18 protein-coding genes are annotated in these 20976 nt (G+C 69.4%); 12 read left to right on the top strand and 6 right to left on the bottom strand.

The window, feature by feature from the left end:
• Window positions 1–20: 20 nt before the first annotated feature.
• Window positions 21–1385 (bottom strand): ATP-binding protein, encoded by a 1365-nt coding sequence (locus K2W61_RS17490; RefSeq protein WP_236756163.1) that lies wholly within the window; start codon window positions 1383–1385, stop codon window positions 21–23.
• Window positions 1382–2056, bottom strand: a complete 675-nt coding sequence (locus K2W61_RS17485; RefSeq protein WP_175132660.1) for a response regulator — start codon at window positions 2054–2056, stop codon at window positions 1382–1384. Before K2W61_RS17485 ends, K2W61_RS17490 begins: the two co-directional genes overlap by 4 nt.
• Before the next feature lie 128 nt (window positions 2057–2184).
• Here K2W61_RS17485 and K2W61_RS17480 point away from each other — a divergent pair, with 128 nt between their 5' ends.
• From K2W61_RS17480 to K2W61_RS17460, 5 genes are read left to right on the top strand one after another with little or no spacing between them, the layout of a single operon-like run.
• The gene (locus tag K2W61_RS17480) at window positions 2185–2811 is read left to right on the top strand and encodes a thermostable hemolysin (protein ID WP_175141481.1); all 627 of its coding nucleotides are present in this window, start codon (window positions 2185–2187) and stop codon (window positions 2809–2811) included.
• A complete protein-coding gene (locus K2W61_RS17475; protein WP_236756162.1) occupies window positions 2808–4286 on the top strand; it encodes an AMP-binding protein in 1479 nt (492 codons plus the stop codon). Before K2W61_RS17480 ends, K2W61_RS17475 begins: the two co-directional genes overlap by 4 nt.
• A 6-nt stretch (window positions 4287–4292) precedes the next feature.
• Window positions 4293–4964 (top strand): iron-containing redox enzyme family protein, encoded by a 672-nt coding sequence (locus K2W61_RS17470; RefSeq protein WP_175132663.1) that lies wholly within the window; start codon window positions 4293–4295, stop codon window positions 4962–4964.
• The gene (locus K2W61_RS17465; RefSeq protein WP_175132664.1) at window positions 4961–5776 is read left to right on the top strand and encodes an SDR family oxidoreductase; all 816 of its coding nucleotides are present in this window, start codon (window positions 4961–4963) and stop codon (window positions 5774–5776) included. Before K2W61_RS17470 ends, K2W61_RS17465 begins: the two co-directional genes overlap by 4 nt.
• Window positions 5773–6432, top strand: coding sequence for a tetratricopeptide repeat protein (locus tag K2W61_RS17460; RefSeq protein WP_175132665.1), 660 nt, complete (start codon window positions 5773–5775; stop codon window positions 6430–6432). The genes K2W61_RS17465 and K2W61_RS17460 overlap by 4 nt, the downstream gene beginning before the upstream one ends.
• Here the strand turns inward: K2W61_RS17460 and ligD are convergent.
• The 4 genes from ligD to K2W61_RS17440 form a co-directional block, all read right to left on the bottom strand.
• On the bottom strand, window positions 6429–9035 hold the full coding sequence (gene ligD, locus K2W61_RS17455; protein ID WP_236756161.1) for a DNA ligase D: 2607 nt from the start codon (window positions 9033–9035) through the stop codon (window positions 6429–6431). The genes K2W61_RS17460 and ligD overlap by 4 nt on opposite strands.
• Before the next feature lie 2 nt (window positions 9036–9037).
• Window positions 9038–9964 carry a non-homologous end joining protein Ku gene (gene ku / locus K2W61_RS17450; RefSeq protein ID WP_175132667.1) on the bottom strand — a complete coding sequence of 309 codons (927 nt, stop codon included), beginning with the start codon at window positions 9962–9964 and terminating at the stop codon, window positions 9038–9040.
• A gap of 168 nt (window positions 9965–10132) precedes the next feature.
• The gene (locus K2W61_RS17445) at window positions 10133–11449 is read right to left on the bottom strand and encodes a sigma-54-dependent transcriptional regulator (protein ID WP_175141486.1); all 1317 of its coding nucleotides are present in this window, start codon (window positions 11447–11449) and stop codon (window positions 10133–10135) included.
• Window positions 11446–12831, bottom strand: a complete 1386-nt coding sequence (locus K2W61_RS17440) for a sensor histidine kinase (RefSeq protein WP_175132669.1) — start codon at window positions 12829–12831, stop codon at window positions 11446–11448. The genes K2W61_RS17445 and K2W61_RS17440 overlap by 4 nt, the downstream gene beginning before the upstream one ends.
• A gap of 344 nt (window positions 12832–13175) precedes the next feature.
• Between K2W61_RS17440 and K2W61_RS17435 the strand changes: the two genes are divergently transcribed.
• The 7 genes from K2W61_RS17435 to K2W61_RS17405 all read left to right on the top strand — a co-directional run bounded on the left by K2W61_RS17435 (window position 13176) and on the right by K2W61_RS17405 (window position 20879).
• Complete coding sequence (locus tag K2W61_RS17435) at window positions 13176–13661, top strand: tripartite tricarboxylate transporter TctB family protein (RefSeq protein ID WP_236756159.1); 486 nt, start codon at window positions 13176–13178, stop codon at window positions 13659–13661.
• A 3-nt stretch (window positions 13662–13664) separates the two neighbouring features.
• Window positions 13665–15179, top strand: a complete 1515-nt coding sequence (locus K2W61_RS17430; RefSeq protein WP_175132671.1) for a tripartite tricarboxylate transporter permease — start codon at window positions 13665–13667, stop codon at window positions 15177–15179.
• 68 nt (window positions 15180–15247) lie between these two features.
• A complete protein-coding gene (locus tag K2W61_RS17425) occupies window positions 15248–15718 on the top strand; it encodes a hypothetical protein (protein WP_175141487.1) in 471 nt (156 codons plus the stop codon).
• A 24-nt stretch (window positions 15719–15742) separates the two neighbouring features.
• The gene (locus K2W61_RS17420) at window positions 15743–17002 is read left to right on the top strand and encodes a putative Na+/H+ antiporter (protein WP_236756157.1); all 1260 of its coding nucleotides are present in this window, start codon (window positions 15743–15745) and stop codon (window positions 17000–17002) included.
• Window positions 17003–17179: 177 nt separating this feature from the next.
• Window positions 17180–18478 (top strand): ArgE/DapE family deacylase, encoded by a 1299-nt coding sequence (locus tag K2W61_RS17415; protein ID WP_236756156.1) that lies wholly within the window; start codon window positions 17180–17182, stop codon window positions 18476–18478.
• The gene (locus K2W61_RS17410; protein ID WP_236756155.1) at window positions 18475–19554 is read left to right on the top strand and encodes a phosphotransferase; all 1080 of its coding nucleotides are present in this window, start codon (window positions 18475–18477) and stop codon (window positions 19552–19554) included. Before K2W61_RS17415 ends, K2W61_RS17410 begins: the two co-directional genes overlap by 4 nt.
• Complete coding sequence (locus tag K2W61_RS17405) at window positions 19551–20879, top strand: aspartate aminotransferase family protein (protein ID WP_175132676.1); 1329 nt, start codon at window positions 19551–19553, stop codon at window positions 20877–20879. The genes K2W61_RS17410 and K2W61_RS17405 overlap by 4 nt, the downstream gene beginning before the upstream one ends.
• The last annotated feature ends 97 nt before the right edge of the window (window positions 20880–20976 follow it).

Below are 20976 nucleotides of genomic sequence, written 5' to 3'. Positions count from 1 at the left end.
GCGCGCCACGGCAACGCCGGTCACTCGCCCGCGCGGCCCGTGGCCCGGGACAGGATGGCGCGCAAGCCCCCCGGCCGTCCCGGCGCCGGCGCGCGCGTTTCATAGCGCAGGGCAAGGCCATGATTGCGGGCGATCCGCTGCGCGATCGACACCCCCAGGCCGCTGCCCGATTCCTCGTTGCCGGCCGCCCGCAGGAAGCGGTCGCCCAGGCGCGCCGCGACCTCGGGCGCCAGGCCCGTGCCTTCGTCATCGACCAGGATGCGGGTCGGCTCGAAACGGATGCGGACCCGGGCATGGCGGGGCCCGTAGCGGATGGCGTTGTCGAGCAGGTTCTTCAACAGGATGGCCAGCGCCTCGGCATCGCCGGCCACCGGCAGCGCCACCTGGCCGGCGGCAGGCCAATCCACCTCGATATCGATGTCGCGCCGGTTGGCGATGAAGAGGCAGTCGCCGATCGCCTGTTCCGCCACGGCGCGCCAATCCACTTCGGAAGCGAAGGCGATTTCGCCAACACTGTCCAGGCGCGCCATGGTCAACAGCTGCGTCACCAGCCGGTCCATGCGGTCCAGCCCGCGCGTCACGCGCGCCTGCGCCTCGGCGCGCAGGGCCGGATCCTGGGCGCGCTGCACCACTTCCCATTGCACCCGCAACGCCGCCAAGGGCGTGCGCAACTCGTGCGCCGCGTCCGCGGTCAGGCGCCGCTCCTGTTCGATCAGACGACCGGCCCGCGCCAGCAGGCCGTTCATCGCGGTCACCAGCGGCTTGAGTTCGCCTGGCGCGTCTTCGGACAATGGCGTGGCATCGTCGGGGCGCCGGTGTTCCAGGGCGCCGGACAAAGCCCGCACGGGTTGGATCGCGCGGCGCACCGCGATCATCAAGGCGATGATCAGCGCCGGCAGGCCGACCAGCAGGGGCGCAAGCTGGCTCATCAGGTAGGCGACCACCAGATCCTCGCGTTCGCCGAAGCGCTGCCCCACCGCGACGCGTGTCTGGCCCGTGGCGTCGCTCAGGTAATAGAGCCGCCAGGGCCGGCCATTGACCATGCTGTCGGCAAACCCCTGCACGCCGTCGCCTCGGGGAAACTGCGCGGCCTCGGCGTCCATCACCAGCGGCTCGCCCGCGCCCCGCCAGATCGCCACCGACAGGTCGCCGTGGCTGGCATCGCCGGAATCGGGGGCCCGCAGCGGCAATGGCGCGTTCAGCGAGCCCACAGGCGGCAGCAGCGACGCCACGGCCAGCGTCTGTTCGGCCAGCCGCAGCATGTCGGTGTCGTACAGTTCGTTGATCTCGTGCTGCGCCCGCCAGTAGGTGGCGGCGATGGTCAGCAGCCAGCCCAGCGGCACCGCCAGCAGCACCGCGATGATCAACCGGCGCTGCAAGGTCATGATTCGGCGTCCGGCTGACCCAGCGCATAGCCGGAGCCCCGCAGGGTCCGCACGATCTTGGGATGGATCTTGCGCCGCAGGTGGTGCACATGCACCTCCAGCGTGTTGCTGCCTTCGTTGTCGGTGTCCCAGTCATACAGCTTGTCGCGCAGAAAATCACGCGTCAGCACCCGGCTCGGGTGCGACAGGAACAGCTCCAGCAATTGCGCCTCGCGAAAAGTCAGGTCGACCGGCTGGCCCTTCCAACGCGCCTCGTGGGCCGAGGGCTGGTATTCCAGGTCGCCATGGCGCCACACCGGTTCCGGCTTGCCGGCCACCCGCCGGGTGACCGCGCGCAGGCGGGCGGCCAGTTCGTCCAGGGTGATGGGCTTGATCAGGTAATCGTCGGCGCCCGCATCCAGGCCCGCGATGCGGCTGTCGACGGCGTCGCGGGCGGTCAGGATGAGCACCGGCAGGTCGTGTCCGGCCCGGCGCCAGCGCAGCAACAAGGCGGCGCCGTCCTCGCCGGGCAAGCCCAGGTCCAGCACCACCGCGTCGTACTGCACCACCCGCAGCGCCTGATCGGCTTCGGCGGCGCTGCCGAACCAATCGACGGCGTAGCCCAAAAGGCGTAGGCCCTTCTTGATGCCATCGCCGATCAGCGGATCGTCCTCGACGATAAGGATACGCATTTTATCCCCCAGCAGTCCGATGACTCCGAGATTACCACCGCCGCACGCTTAATTTGCGATTAAGGTCCGGCCTCTACGCTGCGGGCCATCGTTAAAGGAACTCGACGATGCGCCGACCGGAATCTTTCATGCCGCAGTTCAAATCCTCCTCGCTCCTTGCCGCCATGGCCCCGCACACCACGGCCCGCCCCGAACGGCCGGTGCTGCACGTCCATCCCGAGGGAGATCCCGCCCGCGCCCGGGTCGAAGCCTATATCCACGAACGCTACCGGCAACGCTTCGGCGCCCAGCTCAAGCACTGGATGCCCAGCCTGGTAAGCCTGCGCATCGGCGAGGAGATCCTGGCCGCGGCCGGCTACCGCGATGCGCGCGAGCCGCTGTTCCTGGAGCGTTATCTGGCCGCGCCGATCGAGCGTTACCTGAGCGAGCGCGGTTTGCCGGTGGCGCGCGCGCACATCGTCGAAACCGGCCAGTTCGCCGCCGCGCGGCCGGGCGCCGGCCGTCTGCTGGTGCCATTGCTGGCGGATCACCTGCACCGCGGCGGCTTCGAATGGGCGGTGGGCACACTGACCAAGGAACTGCACCATCTGTTCTCGCGCATGGGCCTGGCGCACCAGCCGCTGGCCATCGCCACCGCCCGCGGCCTGGACGCCGCCGACCGCAAGGACTGGGGCACCTACTACGAGCATGAACCGAAAGTGTTCGCCGGCCGCCTGGACGCCATCCTGGCCCACATCCCGGAGCGCGAAGCATGAGTGTCAATGCCTTCTTCGCCGCGCTGCGCGACCCCGCCCGCGCCCAGCACCTGGCGCTGCGCTCGCCCGCGGACACGCTGACCTATGCGGCCCTGGTCGATCGCGTGCGTGATTGCAGCGAACAGCTGTCGCGCAGCGGCGCCAGCATCGTGGCCTCGCTGCTGGACAATGGCGTCGATTGGATCGTGCTCGATCTGGCGTGCCTGGCGAGCGGCGCGGTGCATCTGCCCCTGCCCTTGTTCTTCACGCCCGAGCAGATCGCCGCGACCCTGCGGGCCAGCGGCGCGCAAGCCCTGGCCTGCGCGGCCAGCGATGCCGGCCGCCTGGCCGGCTTCGGCTTCAGCCCCAGCTCGGTCGCGGGCGAACTGGCCCTGTTGCGGCGCCAGGCACAGCCGGCGCAATTGCCGGCGGGCACCGACAAGATCACCTTCACCTCCGGCTCCACCGGCCTGCCCAAGGGCGTCTGCCTGGGCGGTGCCGCCATGCTGGCGGTGGCCGCCGGCCTGGCGCAAGCCACCGCGCCGCTTGGCATCGCCCGCCACCTCGTGGCCCTGCCCTTGCCAGTGCTGCTGGAGAACATCGCCGGCGTCTATGCGCCGCTGCTGCACGGCGCGATGGTCGACGTACGCCCGCTCGCGCAGGTCGGGCTGTCCGGCTCCTCGCAGTTCGAGCCCGCAAAGCTGCACGCCGCGCTCACCGAGGCGCGCGCCGACAGCGTCATCGTCCTGCCGCAGATGTTGCGCGCCTACGCCGGCTGGCTGCACGCCACCCGTCACCCCGCGCCCGCGGGATTGCGCCTGGTGGCGGTCGGCGGCGCCGCGGTCGGCACGACACTGCTGGGACAGGCGCGCGCCGCCGGCCTGCCCGCCTATGAAGGCTACGGCCTGTCCGAAGCGGCGTCGGTGCAGACGCTCAACCTGCCCGGCGCCGACCTCCCCGGCTCGGCGGGCCGGCCGCTGCCCCATGCGCGCGTGCGCATCAACGATGCGGGCGAGATCGAGGTCGCCGGCAGCCTGGCGCTTGGCTATCTGGGCGAACCGGCTGCGCGGCGTACATGGTGGCCCACCGGCGACCTGGGCCGGATCGACGCGGCCGGCTTCCTGCATATCCAGGGACGCGCGAAGAATGTGCTGATCACCGGCTTCGGCCGCAACGTCTCGCCCGAATGGGTGGAAGTGGCGCTCACCAGCCAGCCCGAGATCCGCCACGCCGTGGTGCTGGGCGAGGGCCAAGCGGCGCTGGGCGCCGTGATCTGGCCGCAGGGCGCGCAGGATGACGCCGCCTTGGCGCGCGCCATCGCCCGCGCCAACCAGCACCTGCCCGACTACGCGCGCATCGGTCCATGGACCCGCGGCCGCGCCGATTTTTCCGCCGCCGCCGGCCTGGCGACGGCCAATGGCCGGCCCCGCCGCGATGCTATCCACCAGTGCCACGCCGACCTGTTCCCCCCCTCCGAGCAACCCTTACAGCCCTGACCCACCATGCCCTTCTATGACACCCTGCTGAGCGAGACGCGGCAACACCGCGACCGCCTGATACAGACCCCTATCATCCAGGAATGCCTGCGCGGCGAGGTCACTCTGCCCGGCTATGTCGCCTTCCTGCGCGAGGCCTATCACCACGTCCGCCACACCGTGCCGCTGATGCACAGCTGCCGCGCGCGCATTCCCGCGCGCCTGGACTGGCTAGACGAAGCGCTGGACGAGTACATCGAGGAAGAGACCGGCCACGACGAATGGATCCTGAATGACCTGCGGGCGCTGGGCGAGGACGCGGACGCGGTGAAGCGGGCCGGACCCGGTCCGGCCACCGAGATCATGGTGGCCTATGCCTACGACACCATCAACCGCAACAATCCGGTCGGCTTCTTCGGCATGGTGCATGTGCTCGAAGGCACCAGCGTCGCGCTCGCGCTCAACGCCGCCGACCGCATCCAGCAGGGCCTGGGGCTTCCGCCCGCGGCCTTCAGCTACCTGCGCTCGCACGGCACGCTGGACCAGGAACACACGGCGCATTTCGCCGAACTGGTGAACGACCTGGACGACCCCGCCGACCAGGCCGCGGTAGTGCATGCCGCGCGCATGTTCTATGGCCTGTACGGCGGCATCTTCCAGGGCCTGCCGCGCGCCGCCGCAGATGAGGTCAGCCGATGAATATCCGCGAAGCCTCCGTCGTCCTGACCGGCGCGGCCGGCGGTCTCGGCAGCGCCATCGCTCGCCGGCTGCGCGCCCAGGGCGCCCGCGTGCTGCTGATCGGCCGCAGCGCCGACCCCCTGCTGGCGCTGGCGCAATCACTGAACGCGGGCGGCACCGACCGCAACGCGGTCGACGCGCTGGTGGTGGACGTCACCACCAGCGGCGGCCGCGCCGCCATTGTCGATGCCGCCGCGGCGCGCGGCGCCAACGTCCTCATCAACAATGCCGCGCTCGCGGCCTTCGCCCCGGCGCAGGACCTGCGGGCCGACCAGGCGCAGCAACTGTTCGCCACCAACGTGCTGGCGCCGATGCTGTTGACCGGCGAAATGCTGCCGCACCTGCGCGCCCTGCCGCGCGCGCAGGTGCTGAACATCGGCTCGGTGCTCGGCAGCCTGGGCGTGCCGGGGTTTGCGGCGTACGGCGCCTCCAAGGCGGCCCTGCGCGTCTACACCGAGGCGCTGCGGCGGGAACTGGCCGGCAGCGGTGTCAAGCTCCAGTACTACGCGCCGCGCGCCATTGACACGCCATTCAATTCGCCCGAGGTCATCGCCTTCAACCAGGCCACCGGCTCGCCCAGCGACTCGCCCGACAAAGTGGCCCTGGCGGTGCAGCGCATGCTCGAAAACGAGTCGCCGCAGCGCTTTGCCGGCCTGGTCGAAGCCCTGGCCGTGCGTCTCAACACCCTTTGCCCGCGCCTGCTGGACGGCGTCTTTGCCAAGCACCGGCGCGCGCTTGGCGCGGTATTTCCCAAATCAGGAGTCTCCTCATGAATCGACGTCATCTGTTGCGCGCCGCCGCCGTCGCGGCCATCACCTGCCTGTCCCTGGCCGGGCCGGGCCTGGCCAGGGCCGAGCCGGCCGAACTCGATCAAGGCATACATGCCCTGCAATCGGAATGGGCCGTGATCCAATACCAGACGCCGGAACGCGAGCGCGAAGCGCGTTTCGAAAGCCTGTCGCACCAGGCGCATGCGCTTACCGCGCGCTACCCGGACCGCGCCGAGCCGCATATCTGGGAAGGCATCGTGCTCAGTTCCTGGGCCGGCGCCAAAGGCGGGCTGGGCGCGCTCAGCCTCGCCAAGCAGGCCAAGGCGGAATACGAATCGGCCATCAAGATCGATCGCAAGGCCCTGGATGGCTCGGCGCTCAACAGCCTGGGCGTGCTGTACTACAAGGTGCCCGGCTGGCCGGTGGGTTTCGGCGACAACAAGAAGGCCGAGGCGCTACTGCAGCAGGCGCTGGCGCTCAATCCCAACGGCATCGATCCGAACTACTTCTATGCCGACTACCTGATCTACCGCAACCGGAAAGTGGAAGCCCTGCCCTACCTGCAAAAGGCCCTCAAGGCGCCGCCGCGTCCTGGCCGGGAAGTGGCTGACCAGGGTCGCCGGGCCGAAGTCCAGGCGCTGCTGCGTCAGGAAAACTAGGCGCGGCCGCCGCCGTCCGGCTTGAAATCCAGCGCCTTCATGGCCGCCGCCAGCGCCTGCGGCGCATAGCCGTCCCACGGCGCATCGCCAACATCCAGGCGTTCATGGATGTTGGCGATGGTCCACTGGGCGCTGGACCGGACCTGGTCCAGTTCGTCCCACGCCAGCGGCACCGACACCGCCATCCCCGGCCGCGCGCGCGCCGACCACGCCGCCACCGTGGTGGCGCCGAAGCCGTTGCGCAGGTAGTCGGCGAAGATCCTGCCGACGCGGTTCTTCGGGCCGCTCTTGGCCACGAACCGCTGCGGCAGGGTGCGGGCCAGATGCGCCACGATGGCCTGCGAAAACGCCTTGACCGTGTCCCAGCCATACTGGCGGCGCAGCGGCACCACCACGTGCAGGCCCTTGCCACCACTGGTCTTGAGCCAGCCCTGCAATCCGATCTCGGTCAGCAACGTGCGCAGCAACTGTGCGCCCTGCCGCACCGCGTCCCAGGTCACGCCCTCGCCGGGGTCCAGGTCGAACACCATGCGGTCGGGCTTGCCAATGGCGCGCTTGACCGCATTCCAGGTATGGAACTCCACCACGTTCATTTGCGCGGCCGACAGGATCGCTTGCGGCGTCGGCACTTCCATCAGCGGCGGATGGTCCGGGTCCAGGGCCTGCGGCAATGACCTCACGCCCGGCATTGGCGCTTCCAGGTGCTTCTGGAAGAAGAGCTCGCCCTTGATGCCGGCCGGGGCGCGCAGGAACGATACCGGGCGGTCCTTCAGGTGGCGCAGCAGCATCGGCGCCACCAGGCCGTAGTAGCGGGCCAGGTCCAGTTTGGTCAGGCCGGTCGACGGATCGATGATGCGGTCCGGATGCGTAAGCTTGCCGACGGTGGTGGCGGCCTTCTCCGTGTGCTTGCCCGCCGCCATGGTGGTCGTCCTCGTGCTTGTCCTGGCGCTCGCCTCGCGGCCTTGCCGCGCCGTGCCTCCGGCCTTGGCGTCCCGTATCGTATCCGCACCCATCGCCACCTCCCGCGTGATCGCGCGCACCGGTTTATCGGTGCGCAGTCCACGGAACACGGGATGGCGCACATGCCCCGATTCCGTCCATTCGCCAAACGACACTTCGGCCACCAGTTCGGGCCGCACCCAGTGCGTGTCACGGCCGGCGCCCCCCGCCTTGACGCTGGCCTGGCGCGTCCGCAATGCCTGCAGCCGCTGGCGCAGCGCGGCCAGCCCGGCGTCGTCGAACCCGGAGCCGACCTTGCCGGCGTACACCAGCCGGCCGGCCGCGTCGTGATACGCCAGCAGCAAGGCGCCCAGCCCTACGCGCGTGCCCTTGGGATCGGTATAGCCGACGACGACGAATTCCTGCCGCCGCGCGCACTTGAGCTTGAGCCAGCTGTCGCTGCGGCGCGCGACATAGGGCGAGGACAGGCGCTTGGCGATGATGCCCTCCAGCCCCATCTTGCAGGCCGACGCCAGCAGGTCGGCCGGCGCCGCGTCGAAGGCATCGCTAAAGCGCAGCGGGTCGCCGCCGGCGGCCGCCATCACCCGCGCCAGCACCGCGCGGCGTACCCGCAACGGCTCGCCGCGCAGGTCGCGGCCGGTGACGTAAGGCAGGTCGAACACATAGAACAGGATGGCGTCGGTGCGTTCGCCATCGAAGGCGTTCTGCAGCGCCTGGAAGCTGGGCGCGCCGTTATCGGCCAGCATCACGATCTCGCCGTCCAGCCACGCCGTCTCCAGCGGCATGCGCCGCAGCGCCGCCACCAGGTGCGGCAGCCTGGGAGCCCAGTCGTGGCCATTGCGCGTGTACAGGCGCACCTCGCCATGATCCAGCCGCGCCAGCAGCCGGTAACCGTCGAATTTCATCTCGTAGAGCCAGTCGTCGCCCGCCTGGGCCGGCACGCCCGCCACCAGCGTGGCCAGTTGCGGCTTGAGTCGCCCAGGCAGGTCGGCCGCCTTGCCCGGCAACGGGCCCGCCACGGGCGGATCGTCGGGCGGGTCGCCGGGCGCCGCCATGGCGGACGGCGCGGCGGCGGGCGCCGGCCGGCCACCGGCCGGCGGCGCGACCACGCTGTCGGGCTGTTCGTCGACCACGCTGAACTCGCTTTCGGCGCGGGCGAAGTCGTCGCGGTCCTTGACCAGCAGCCAGGGCGGCTGCTTTTCGGACTCACGGCCTTTCATGCGGATCAACGCCCAGCGCCCGCGCATCTTCTCGCCATGCAGGTCGAACTTCAGGTGCCCGCGCCGATAGCCCTCGGCCGCATCGCCCACGGGCGTCCAGGTGCCGCGGTCCCAGATGATGACCTTGCCGGCGCCATACTGGCCCTGCGGGATCTCGCCCTCGAAGCGGTTGTAGGCGATGGGATGGTCCTCCACCTGCACCGCCATGCGCTTGACCGATGGGTCGTAGCTGGGCCCCTTGGGCACGGCCCAGCTCTTCATGGCGCCGTCCAGTTCCAGCCGAAAGTCGTAGTGCAGCCGGCTGGCCCAGTGCTTCTGGATCACGAAAGCGCGCGCGGCCTGGTTGGGCTGACCGCCGCCGGCCGGCTCCGGAGTCAGCGTGAAGTCGCGCTTGGCGCGGTATTTCGCCAGGGTATCGGCCATGGTCACGCCGCCTTCGTGGCTTTCCGAGCCGCCGTCTTGCTCGCCGCTTTGCCGACCGCTTTCCTGGGGGCTTTCTTCGCGGTCTTCTTCGCGGTCTTTTTTGCCGCCGTCCGCGGCCCGGTCCCGTCCGCGGCCCGGCCCTTCAGGCTGCGTTGCAGCAGTTCGGTCAGGTCGATGACGTTATCGGCGTAGGCCGGCGATTCCTCCCGCGGTTCGATCACCGTCTCGGTCTTGCCCGCCTTGACCTTGCGCGCCACCAGATCCATGACGGCGGCCTTGAACTCGTCCTTGTATTGTTCCGGGTCCCAGTGGCCGGACATGTCGTCGACCAGCTTCCGCGCCATCTTCAATTCGCTGGCGCTGGGCGCGGAATCCTTGGCGCCGGCCTTGGGCAGGTCCAGCTCGTCGGTGCCCTTGACCTCGTCGCCCCAGCGCATCAGGTTCAGCACCAGCGCGTCGCCCGCCGGGATCAGCGCCGCCAGGTGCTGCCTGGTCTGGATCACCACCCGCGCGATGCCGATCTTGCCGGTCTTGGCCAGCGTATCGCGCAGCAAGGCATAGACCTTCTGGCCCTTGCCGATCGGCGCCAGGTAGTAGGGCCGCTCCAGGTACACGAACGGCACCTCGCCGGCCTCGACGAATTGCTGGATCTCGATGGTCTGGGTGGTGCGCGGATAGGCGTCGGCGATCTCTTCGGGGGAAATGATGACGTACTGGCCGTCCTCGTATTCCACCCCCTTGACGATGTTGTCCTTGTCGATCTCCTTGCCGGTGCGCTTGTTGATACGCTTGTAGCCGACCGGGTCCATCGAGCGTTTGTCGAGCCAGTCGAAGTCCACGCCCGATTCGCTGGTGGCCGTATGCAGGCCCACCGGGATGTGCACCAGCCCGAACGAAATCGCGCCTTTCCAGATGGTTCGCGTCGCCATGATGCCGCTCTCCTCAGGGGCGCCGTTGCCGCCCCGTCCACTGTTTGGGTTGACCGCCTGCCTGCATTGTCGCAGCGCCGGGCGCGCGCGCCAACGCCGGCATGAGGGTGTCGCGCCAGCAAGCGGCGTGCCCGCCGCGCCCCCAGCCCCCTGGCACGGCCCAGGCCCCTATGGCGTCCCGCCGTCGTCCTCGCGCGTGGCGCGCAGTTTCTTCCACAGGGTCGTGCGGGAAATACCCAGCCGCTTCGCGGCGCTGCCCAGGTGCCCCCCGGATTCGGCGATGGCCTGCTGGATGGCGCGCTGTTCAGCATGGGTGCGGCGGGTCGCCAGATCCGACGCGCCTTCCAGCTTGAGTTCGGGAAAGACGTCGCTGGCGTCCAACTCGGGGCCGTCGGCCAATACCACCGCCCGCGCGATCCGGTTTCGCATCTCGCGAATGTTGCCCGGCCAGTCATGGTCGCCCAATGCCCGCAGCGCCGCGGCCGAAAATCGCTTGCCCATGGCCTGCGGCGACTCCGCCAGCAGGGCTGACGCCAACGGCTCCAGCGCCGCCGGCCGCTCGCGCAGCGGCGGCAACCCCAGTCGCGCCACTGCCAGCCGGTAATACAGGTCGGCCCGCATGCGCCCCTCGGCCACCGCCGCGTCCAGCGGACCGCAGGTGCTGGCAATGATGCGGCAGCGGGTCTGGCGGCTCTGGATTTCGCCCAACGGCCGGTACTCGCCGTTCTCCAGCACCCGCAACAGCGCGGACTGGGTCTTGGGGGCCAGTTCTGCCACCTCGTCGAGATAGAGCGTCCCGGCCTGGGCCTCGGAGAAAAAGCCCTCTCGCGCGGCGTTGGCGCCGCTGAATGCCCCCTTGGCATGACCGAACAACAGGCTCTCGGCCAGCTCGGGCGCGATCGAGGCGCAATTGACAGCCACGAACGGCCCCGCCGCGAACGGCGAGCGGGCATGCGCATAGCGGGCCGCCCGATCCTTGCCCGTCCCGGTTTCGCCTTCCAGCAGCAGCGGCAGGGAACTGGCCGCCAGGCGTTCGAGCTCGCGCGCCAGCGGGCTCGCGGGATCGTCGAAACGGAATGGGTTGTCGCGCACCTCGCCAGCCACGCCGGCGGGCTGGGCCGCGATCACCGCGCGCATGCGCGCCACCAGCGCGTCGGTGTCATAAGGCTTGGTCAGATAATCGCTGGCGCCGGCCGCCACCAGCCTGACCGCCTGCGCGATCTCGCCATAGGCGGTGGCGAACACCACGGTGGCCTGCGCCAGATAGGGAATCAGGCGCCGGTACAGGTCCTCGCCGGAACCATCCGGCAGGCGGATATCGGCCAGCACGAAGGCGGGACGCTGGCGCGAGCGGCGGAACCACTCCACCGCCTGCGCGCAGCTCTGCACCCACTGCGCCGACAAGCCTTCCAGCCGCAGGCGCTGCAACAAGGCCCCGCCCAGCACCGGATCGTCCTCGATCAGCAGGATCTGGGTATCGTTCATCGCGGTTGCCCCCCTTGCGGCAATGGAATGCGCACTGAAATCCGCGTGCCCGGCCCCGCCGCGCGCACACGCAAGCGCCCCTGCATGGCGCGCACCAGGTCGGCGACGATGCCCAGGCCCATGCCGTCGCCGCCGGGCGAGCCGCCCGCCAGCGCCGAGCGCGCATCCGGCGGCAGTCCGGCGCCGCTGTCCGTCACGTGCAGGCTGAGCCAATGCCGCCCGGCCCGCGCCGCGACGCAGACCGCGCCGCCCGGCGGCGATGCCTGCACCGCATTCAATACCAGATTGAGCAGCACCTGGCGCACCGGCCCGGCGGGCAAAGGCAAGGCCTGCTCGCCCATCCCCCGGCACGCCAGCGCCACCCGCACCGCGTCCTTGGCCGCCTGCGACCTGACCATCAGGCGGATATCCTCGATGTCCGCACGCCGCAGCAACGCCGTGCCCGGCCGGAACGTACGCAGGCTGGCGTCGACCACGGCTTGCAGCGCCTCGACCCCGCGGTCGATGAAGCCGAGCGACTCCTGCCGCACTTCGGCGCGATCGCCGAACTGCCGCAATGTCTGTACGGCGGTGCGCAGCCCGCCCAGCGGATTGCGCACTTCATGCGCCAGCGCCGCCGACATGCGGCCGAGCATCGCTTCGCGCTCGATGTGCGCGTGGCGTTGGGCGAAGGCCTCGCGCTCGCGCACGCTGGCCACCATCCAGTTGTAGGCGGCCAGCAGTTCCTGCAATTCCGGATCGCCGGTGCGCACCGCCATCTCGCGCGGCTGATCCTCGCGTCCGGCGCGCAACGCCTGGGTCAGCGAGATGATGGGGCGCTGCAGCCGCCGCGCCATGCCGTAGCACAGCCCCGCGCCCAGCAGGCTGACGGCCAGCCCCACCAGTCCCAGTTCGAGCGCCAGTTCGCGCCGCTGCTGCAGGAATTCGCTGACGTCCAGGTTGGCGATCAGGGTCCCCAGCCGCGGCTGCGCGCTGTCGAGCAGCCGCCAGGTCCAGACCCCTTCGGAACGCAGGCTGATCAGGCTGCCGGACCCGCCGTGCAAGGCCGCCAGGGGCACCGGCTCCACTTCCGGATAGCGCGCCACATGCGCCAGCAGACGGTGATCGGCCGTGACCACCGCCAGGGTACGGTCCACCACGCCCAGATGGGTATCGAGCGCGCGATTGAGCACTTCGGTCATTTGGGCGCCATCGTTGGCGCGCACCGCCGGCAGGATCGCCGCCGACAGTCCGTCCAGGTAGACCTGCCCCAGATTGGCGACCTGGCTGTCGAACTGGCGCGACAGCCCGTGCAGCGCCAGCGATATCAGCGCGGCGGAAATCACCAGGAACAACAGGGAAACCGCGAGCGGAATCCGCGCGGTAAGCGGCAAGCGAAACATGATCGGCGCGCATGACAGCAAAAACGTGATTATGCCGTGGCCACTGCCTCCCCCCAATTTGCAAGATTTCGCAAGCGCGCACGCAGCGGGCAAGAAGCGTGCCGCCCCCGGTTTCGGGCGCTTTTCATCGTGAAATGTTCACTTTTGTGAACATGGCGATTACAGCTTGTTCACCCTGCGTTACTCCCGCGCGCGCCCCTACCCTCGGCCTCATGGTTATCCCGCAAGCCGGGCGCAAACGAACGAAAGCAGAATGCAAGCCGCCCTCCTTAAAGTCCCGGCTCCCTGGGTCGTGCGCCGCACGGCCCGCGGTCTTGTCATCAACAAAAAACGGGGAGCACGCCATGGGCAGCACCATATTCTCTAGAAAGCGCGATCTGTGGGGAGGCGCATTCATCGCCCTCTGCGGCGCGCTGACCCTCTTCGAGGCCACCTCATACAACATCGGCGAACTGGCGCGCATGGGGCCGGGATATTTCCCGATGCTGGTGGGGTGCTTTTTGGTCGCCCTGGGCGTGCTGATCCCCCTCTGCCCCGACCCCGATGAAGTGCAGGAAGAGCAGCTCGAAGAACAGCTGCCGCGGCCGACGCGGCGCGAGCGTCTGCGTGGCATGGCCTGCATCGCCGCCGGTATCGGGCTGTTCATCGTGCTCGGCCAGACCCTCGGATTCCTGCCGGCCACCTTCGCCCTGGTGTTCGTTTCCGCGTTGGGGGATACGTCCAACACATACAAATCCGCCGCCATCCTGGCCGCCGCCATGACGCTGTTCGGCGCGATCGTCTTCTCGTGGGCGCTGCAATTGCAGTTCCCGATGCTGCGCTGGGGTTAAGCCATGGAATTGCTCGATAACGTTCTGCACGGCTTCTCCGTCGCCTTCCAGTGGGAAAACCTGCTCTGGTCGCTCTTTGGCGTCTTCATGGGCAACATGATCGGCGTGCTGCCCGGCATGGGCGTGCTGGCCGCGATATCCATCCTGCTGCCGCTCACCTACGCCATGACGCCGGTGGCCGCCCTGATGATGCTGGCCGGCATCTATTACGGCGCGCAATACGGCGGCGGCATCACCTGCATCCTGCTGAACCTGCCCGGCACGCCGTCGCACGCCGTCACCTGCCTGGACGGCAACCCCCTGGCACGGCGCGGCAAATCCGGCTCGGCCCTGTTCATGCTGGTGCTGGCCTCGTTCATCGGCGCCAGCGTCGGCATCATCATCATGATCCTGTTCTCGCCGCTGCTGGTGGAAGTCGCCTTCCAGTTCGGTCCGGCCGAGTATTTCTCGATGATGATGCTGGGGCTGTTCGCCGGCGCAACCCTGGCCAAAGGGTCGGCCATCAAGGGCGTGGCCATGGTGTTCCTGGGCTTGCTGCTTGGCGTGGTCGGCACCGACGTCAATACCGGCACCATCCGCTACGCCTTCGGCGTGATCGAACTGAGCGACGGCGTGCAACTGGTGGCGCTGGCCATGGGCCTGTTCGGCCTGGCGGACTTCTTCGCCAACGTCAACCGCATCGGCCGGGCCGCCACCGTCGGCAACGCCACCAAGATGTCGGTGCGCCCCGAGCCGGGCGACGTCAAGCAATCGGTCATGCCGATCGCGCGCGGCAGCGTCATCGGCGCGGTCCTGGGCATCCTGCCGGGCACCGGCGCGACCATCGCGTCGTTCATGTCCTACGCCGTGGAAAAGCGCGTATCGAAGACGCCGAACCGCTTCGGCAATGGCGCCATCGAAGGCATCGCCGGCCCCGAGGCGGCCAACAACTCGGCGGCGCAGACCAGCTTCATCCCCACCATGAGCCTGGGCATCCCCGGGGATTCGGTGATGGCGCTGATGCTGGGCGCGCTGATCATCCATGGCATCCAGCCCGGCCCGCAGATGGTGACCGAGCATGCCGACCTGTTCTGGGGGCTGATCGCCAGCTTCTGGATCGGCAACGTCATGCTGGTGGTCATGAACCTGCCCCTGATCGGCGTGTGGGCCAAGCTGCTCAAGGTGCCCTACAAGTACCTGTTCCCGTCGGCGCTGTTCTTCGTCTGCGTCGGGGTCTACAGCACCAACAACAACCTGTTCGACGTTGGCATGGTGCTGGTGCTGGGCATGGTCGGCTACCTGTTCCTGAAATTGCATTTCTCGCCCGCGCCGCTGCTGCTCGGCTTCGTGCTGGGACCGATGGTCGAAGAGAACTTCCGCCGCGCCCTGCTGCTGTCGCGTGGCCAACTGAGCATTTTCATTGACCGCCCGATCAGCGCCGGCTTCGTCTACGCGATTTTCGCGCTGGCCCTGTGGCTGGCCTTCTCCACCGTTCGCAACCGCTACAAGGTGCGCGCGATGGCGCAGGCGCAATCCTGATCGTCAACACCAAGCAAGACCCCGGGGCCGCCGCCAGGCGGCCCCGGGCGCAACACCGGGAGTACGCCATGAGATCGCACGATGGTGACGGTCATGCCGCAACGGCCATGCCGATCGCACGCGGACTGTCGTTCGTGGAGCTGATGGAATTGCTGGAATTCAGCCGGCTGCGCTTCGAGGCGCCCGGAACGGATGCCTGCGCCACGCTCATCGGCACGCAGGAGTGGCGCCGCGGCGTCGATGGCAATGCCCTGGCGCCATCCGCCATCTACATCTGCTCGACGCTGGACGCCCTGCGCGATGCCGTGCTGCCTCCCGCCGACGCCCGCCTCGACATCGACATGCCGTCGCTCGGCCGGGTCCGGCTGATGGCCACGATGCGCCGGCAGGTCACGCCGCTTCCCCAGCCATGCCTGCGCGTCGACCTGCAAGCCCTGGTGCGCCGCGTTCTGGTGCCGGCCGATGCCCCGCCGCACCTGTATGATCTGGTGCGACATGTCGTGATGGCGCGACTCTGGATCGAAGTCGCGCGCATATGAAATAGCTACCGAGGAACCCCGCGCGTGACAGACAAGCCGATTGAGATCATTGCCGCGATCGTCTTCGCGATCGCCCTGCTGCACACTTTTTCCACGCCCCTTTTCCTGCGCCTGGCGCACCGCAGCAAGCGCCATGAAGGGCTGTTGCACCTGCTCGGCGAAGTCGAGGTGGTGTTCGGCTTCTGGGCCGCCATCCTGCTGCTGCTCATGGCCCTGGCCGCATCCGGCGACAGCGCGCTCGCCTACGCGGAGTCGCGCAACTACACCGAGCCGGCATTCGTCTTCGTCGTGATGGTGATCGCGGCGTCGCTGCCGGTGCTCACCGCGGTCATGCGGCTGGTCAATCGGCTGGCCCGCCTGATCCCGGTCGCCGACCGGACCGCGAAGGCCTGGCTGTGCCTGGCCCTGGTGCCGCTGGCCGGCTCGTTGATCACCGAACCGGCCGCCATGACCATCGCCGCGATGATGCTGGCGCCGCAGGTGTTTCACCGCGACATGCCGGAACGGCTCAAATACCTGGCGCTGGGGGTGCTGTTCGTAAACATCTCGATCGGCGGCACCCTGACCTCGTACGCCGCGCCGCCGGTGCTGATGGTGGCCGCCACCTGGGGCTGGGACAGCGCTTTCATGCTCAAGGCGTTCGGCTGGAAGGCCGCGCTGGCGGTGCTGATCAACGCCACCACCATCACCTGGCTGCTGCGGCCGCACCTGCAATCGGGCGACGTCATGGCGCGCGGCGACCAATCCGCGCCGATATCGTCCACGGTCATCGTGGTGCACCTGCTGTTCCTCGCGGCCGTGGTGCTGAGCGCCCACCACCCCGTGATTTTCCTCGGGCTGTTCCTGTTCTTCCTGGGCTACACCCAGGCCTACAAGGCGCACCAGAGCCGCCTCATCATCAAGGAAGCGCTGCTGGTCGGCTTCTTCCTGGCCGGACTGGTGGTGCTGGGCGGCCTGCAGCAATGGTGGCTGCAGCCGATCGTCAGCGCGCTCGAACCGCGCGTCCTGTTCTTTGGCGCGCTGGCCCTGACCGCGGTCACCGACAATGCCGCCCTGACCTATCTGGGGTCGCTGATCGACGGCATCTCCGCGCAGGCGCAATACATGCTGGTCGCCGGCGCGGTCGCCGGCGGCGGCCTGACCGTGATCGCCAACGCGCCCAACCCCGCCGGGGTGGCCCTGCTGCGCGGCGGGTTCAGCGATGGCTCGGTCAGCATGGCGGGATTGCTGGGCGGCGCGCTGGCGCCCACCGCGGTGGCGGCGGCGCTCCTGTTCCTGCTGTGACCGGCCGCGCCTGCTGCCAAGCCCGCCCCCCGGGGCGAGGCCGGCATCGGCGCGGGCCCGTTTCCCCTCGGCGCGGCGGCCCGAAAGTGGCTATATGAAATAACCTGGATTGGCTATTTTTTGCCAAGCCAATTTTGCCTAGGATGGCCGGATTGACAGTCAACCCCGAGCACATCCATGCCAGAACTGACTCCGGCGCTGCGCCAGCGCATCCTCCAAGCCGTGGACGCAGGCTTCGCGGCCCAGACCGAATTGACGGCGCAACTGGTGCGCCTGCCATCGCAGCGCGGCGAGGAAGCCACCGCGCAGGACTTCATGGCGGCGCGCTACGCCGAACGCGGCTATGCGGTGGACCGCTGGCGCATCGACGTCGACGCCATCCGCCACCTGCCGGGCTTCTCGCCGGTGGCGGTGTCCTATGACAATGCCTACAACGTGGTCGGCGCGCACCGCGCGCGCAGCCTGACGGGCCGCTCGCTGATCCTGAACGGCCACATCGACGTGGTGCCGGTCGGCCCGCGGGCGCAATGGAGCCGCGATCCCTATGACCCGGCCATCGTCGACGGCTGGATGCACGGCCGCGGCGCGGGCGACATGAAATCCGGCCTGGTCGCCTGCCTGTCGGCCATGGACGCGCTGGCCGCCATCGGCCTGGCGCCGGCCGGCGACGTATTCCTGCAATCGGTGGTGGAAGAGGAATGCACCGGCAACGGCGCCCTGGCCTGCCTGGCGCGCGGCTACCGCGCCGACGCCGCCTTCATCCCGGAGCCGCTGCTGCCCATGCTGATGCGCGCCCAGGTCGGACCGATGTGGTTCCAGGTGCAGGTCGAAGGCGACCCCCAGCACGCCTCGGCCGCCTTCACCGGCGCCGGCGCCAACGCCATCCAGAAGGCGATCTTCCTGATCCAGGCGCTGGACGAGCTGGAAACGCGCTGGAACGCCAACAAGTGCGACCACCGCCACTTCTGCGACCACCCCCACCCGATCCGCTTCAACCTCGGCAAGATCGCCGGCGGCGACTGGCCGTCCAGCGTGCCGGCCTGGTGCACCTTCGACATGCGCGTGGCGGTCTACCCCGGCCAGAGCCTGGAGGCCGCGCGCGCCGAGATCGAGGCGTTCGTGGCCCAGGCCGCGGCGCGCGATCCGTTCCTGGCCACGCATCCGCCCAAAGTGGTCTACCACGGCTTCATGGCCGAGGGCTACGAATTGCAGAATGCCGACCAGGCCGAGGCTGCGCTGCGCGCCGCGCACGAACAGGTGTTCGGCGAGCCGCTGCGCGAATACGCCACCTCGGCCGCCACCGACGCCCGCTTCTACGGCCTGTACGCCGATACTCCCGCCATTGTCTACGGCCCGGAATGCCGCATGCCGCACGGCTATGACGAGGCGGTCAACCTGGAATCGGTGCGCAAGGTCACCCAGACCATCGCCCTGTTCATCGCCGAATGGTGCGGACTGGAAGAGCGCCACGCATGAGCCGCAGCCATCTTCCCAGCGCCGGCCAGGCGCTGTTCGCGGCCGAGCCGCCCAAGTTGTCCCTGCCCCAGGCCGAGGCCCTGGCGCAACGCCACTACGGTCTGGCGACACGGGCCACCCTGCTGTCGAGCGAACGCGACCAGAACTTCCTGCTGCGCGCAGCCGATGGCAGCGCCTACGTGCTCAAGGCCACCCACCCCGCCGAGGACCCGGCGGTCACCGACTTCCACACCCAGGCGCAGTTGCGGCTGATGCTGGCTGGCGGCCAACCGCCGGTGCCGCGCCTGATCCCCGACCTGCAAGGCGACTACGTGCACTGGCACGACGCGGGCGACGGCGCGCGCCGCGCCCTGCGGCTGATGACCTTCGTGCACGGCGTGCCGCTGCACCAGGTGGCGCGCAGCCCGGCGCAATACCGCGCCCTGGGCCGCGCGCTGGCGCAGTTCGACCTGGCGCTGGCCGGCTTCGACCACGCCATGGCCGACCACGAACTGCTGTGGGACCTGCAACACGCCGAGCGCGTGGCCGACCTGCTGCCGAAGATCCCTGAAGTGGCGCGGCGGGGACTGGCCGAGCGCCAGCTGGAGCGCTTCGTCAACGGGCTGCGGCCGCGCCTGGGCGGGCTGCGGCGCCAGGTCATCCACAACGACCTCAATCCGTACAACGTGATGGTCGCGCGCGACGATCATGCCCAGGTCGCGGCGCTGCTCGACTTCGGCGACATGGTGCGCGCGCCGCTGGCGCAGGACCTGGCCGTGGCCGCCGCCTACCTGCTGGACGACGCCCCCGACCCGCTGTCGGCGGGCCTGCGCCTATGCCTGGCCAGCTACCATCAGACGCTGCCCCTGACCGAAACCGAAATCGCGCTGCTGCCCGACCTGATCGCCACGCGCCTCTTGATCACCGTGGCCATCACCGGCTGGCGCGCGCAGCAGCATCCCGAGAACCGCCAATACATCCTGCGCAACAACGCCCTGGCCTGGGCCGGCCTGGCGCGCCTGGACGCCCTGCCGCGCCAGCAGGCCAGCGAAACCCTGCTGGCCGCCAGCCAGACCCCGATGGAGACCCTTGTATGAGCCGAGACCAAGCCATGCTCAACGCCTTCGACCCCGCCGCCGCCGACGCGCTGCCGCGGGCCGAACGCGACCTGATCGCCCGTCGCCAGCGCGTGCTGGGGCCGGCCTACCGCCTGTTCTACGACCAGCCGCTGCACATCGTGCGCGGCGAAGGCGTGTGGCTGTATGGCGCCGACGGCGAACGCTACCTGGATGCCTACAACAACGTGGCCTCGGTGGGCCACAGTCATCCGCGCGTGGTGCGCGCCATCGCCGAACAGGCCGCGCTGCTGAACACCCATACCCGCTACCTGCACGACGGCGTGCTGGACTACGCCGAGCGCCTGTTGGCGACCTTCCCGCAGCCGCTGTCGCAGGTCATCTTCACCTGCACCGGCAGCGAGGCCAATGACCTGGCGCTGCGTGTGGCGCGCAGCCATACCGGCGGCACCGGCGTCATCGTCACGCAGCTGGCCTACCACGGCGTCACCGCCGCGGTGGCGGCCGTATCGCCGTCGCTCGGCCAGGCGGTGCCGCTGGGCGTGGACACGCGCGCCGTGGCAGCGCCCGACAGCTACCGCCACGATCCGGCCACGCTGGGCGCGTGGTTCGGCCAGCAGGTGCAGGCCGCCATCGACGACCTGCGGCGCCACGGCATCAAGCCGGCCGCGCTGCTGGTCGACACGATTCTGTCCAGCGATGGCGTCTACAGCGACCCGGCCGGCTTCCTGGCGCCGGCGGCGCAGGCCATCCGCGACGCCGGCGGCCTGTTCATCGCCGACGAGGTGCAGGCCGGCTTCGCCCGCACCGGCTCGCGCATGTGGGGCTTCCAGCGCCACGATCTCGTGCCGGACATCGTCACCATGGGCAAGCCGATGGGCAACGGCCATCCCATCGCCGCCATGGTCTCGCGCCCCGACATCCTGGAACGCTTCGGCCGCGAAGCGCGCTACTTCAACACCTTCGGCGGCAATCCGGTGGCCTGCGCCGCGGCCCAGGCCACGCTGTCGGTGATCGAGGACGAAGGGCTGCAGGCCAACGCCGCGCGCATCGGCCAGTACCTGCGCGACGGCTGGCGCGCCCTGGCCGAGCGCCATGCACTGATCGGCGACGTGCGCGGCGACGGCCTGTTCATCGGCGTCGAACTGGTGCGCGACCGTGCCACCCAGGCACCGGCCAAGGAAGAAACGCATCGCTTCGTCAACCTGATGCGCCGGCGCCGCGTGCTGCTCAGCGCCACCGGCCTGCACGGCAACGTGCTCAAGCTGCGCCCGCAACTGCCGTTCGCGCGGGAACACGCCGACCTGCTGCTGGCGGCGGCGGATGAGACGCTGGCGGCGCTGTAGGCGGCAACGCGGCGCGGCCCGGGTCCTGGCCGACGCCATGCGCCGCGGTAGCGGAACCACGGCGTCATGGCCGGCCACCCTGACCGACCAACGCTCA

The sequence above is a fragment of the Achromobacter pulmonis genome (assembly GCF_021733725.1).
GTDB lineage: Bacteria > Pseudomonadota > Gammaproteobacteria > Burkholderiales > Burkholderiaceae_B > Achromobacter > Achromobacter pulmonis.
This window is presented reverse-complemented; position numbering and strand designations above follow the sequence as displayed.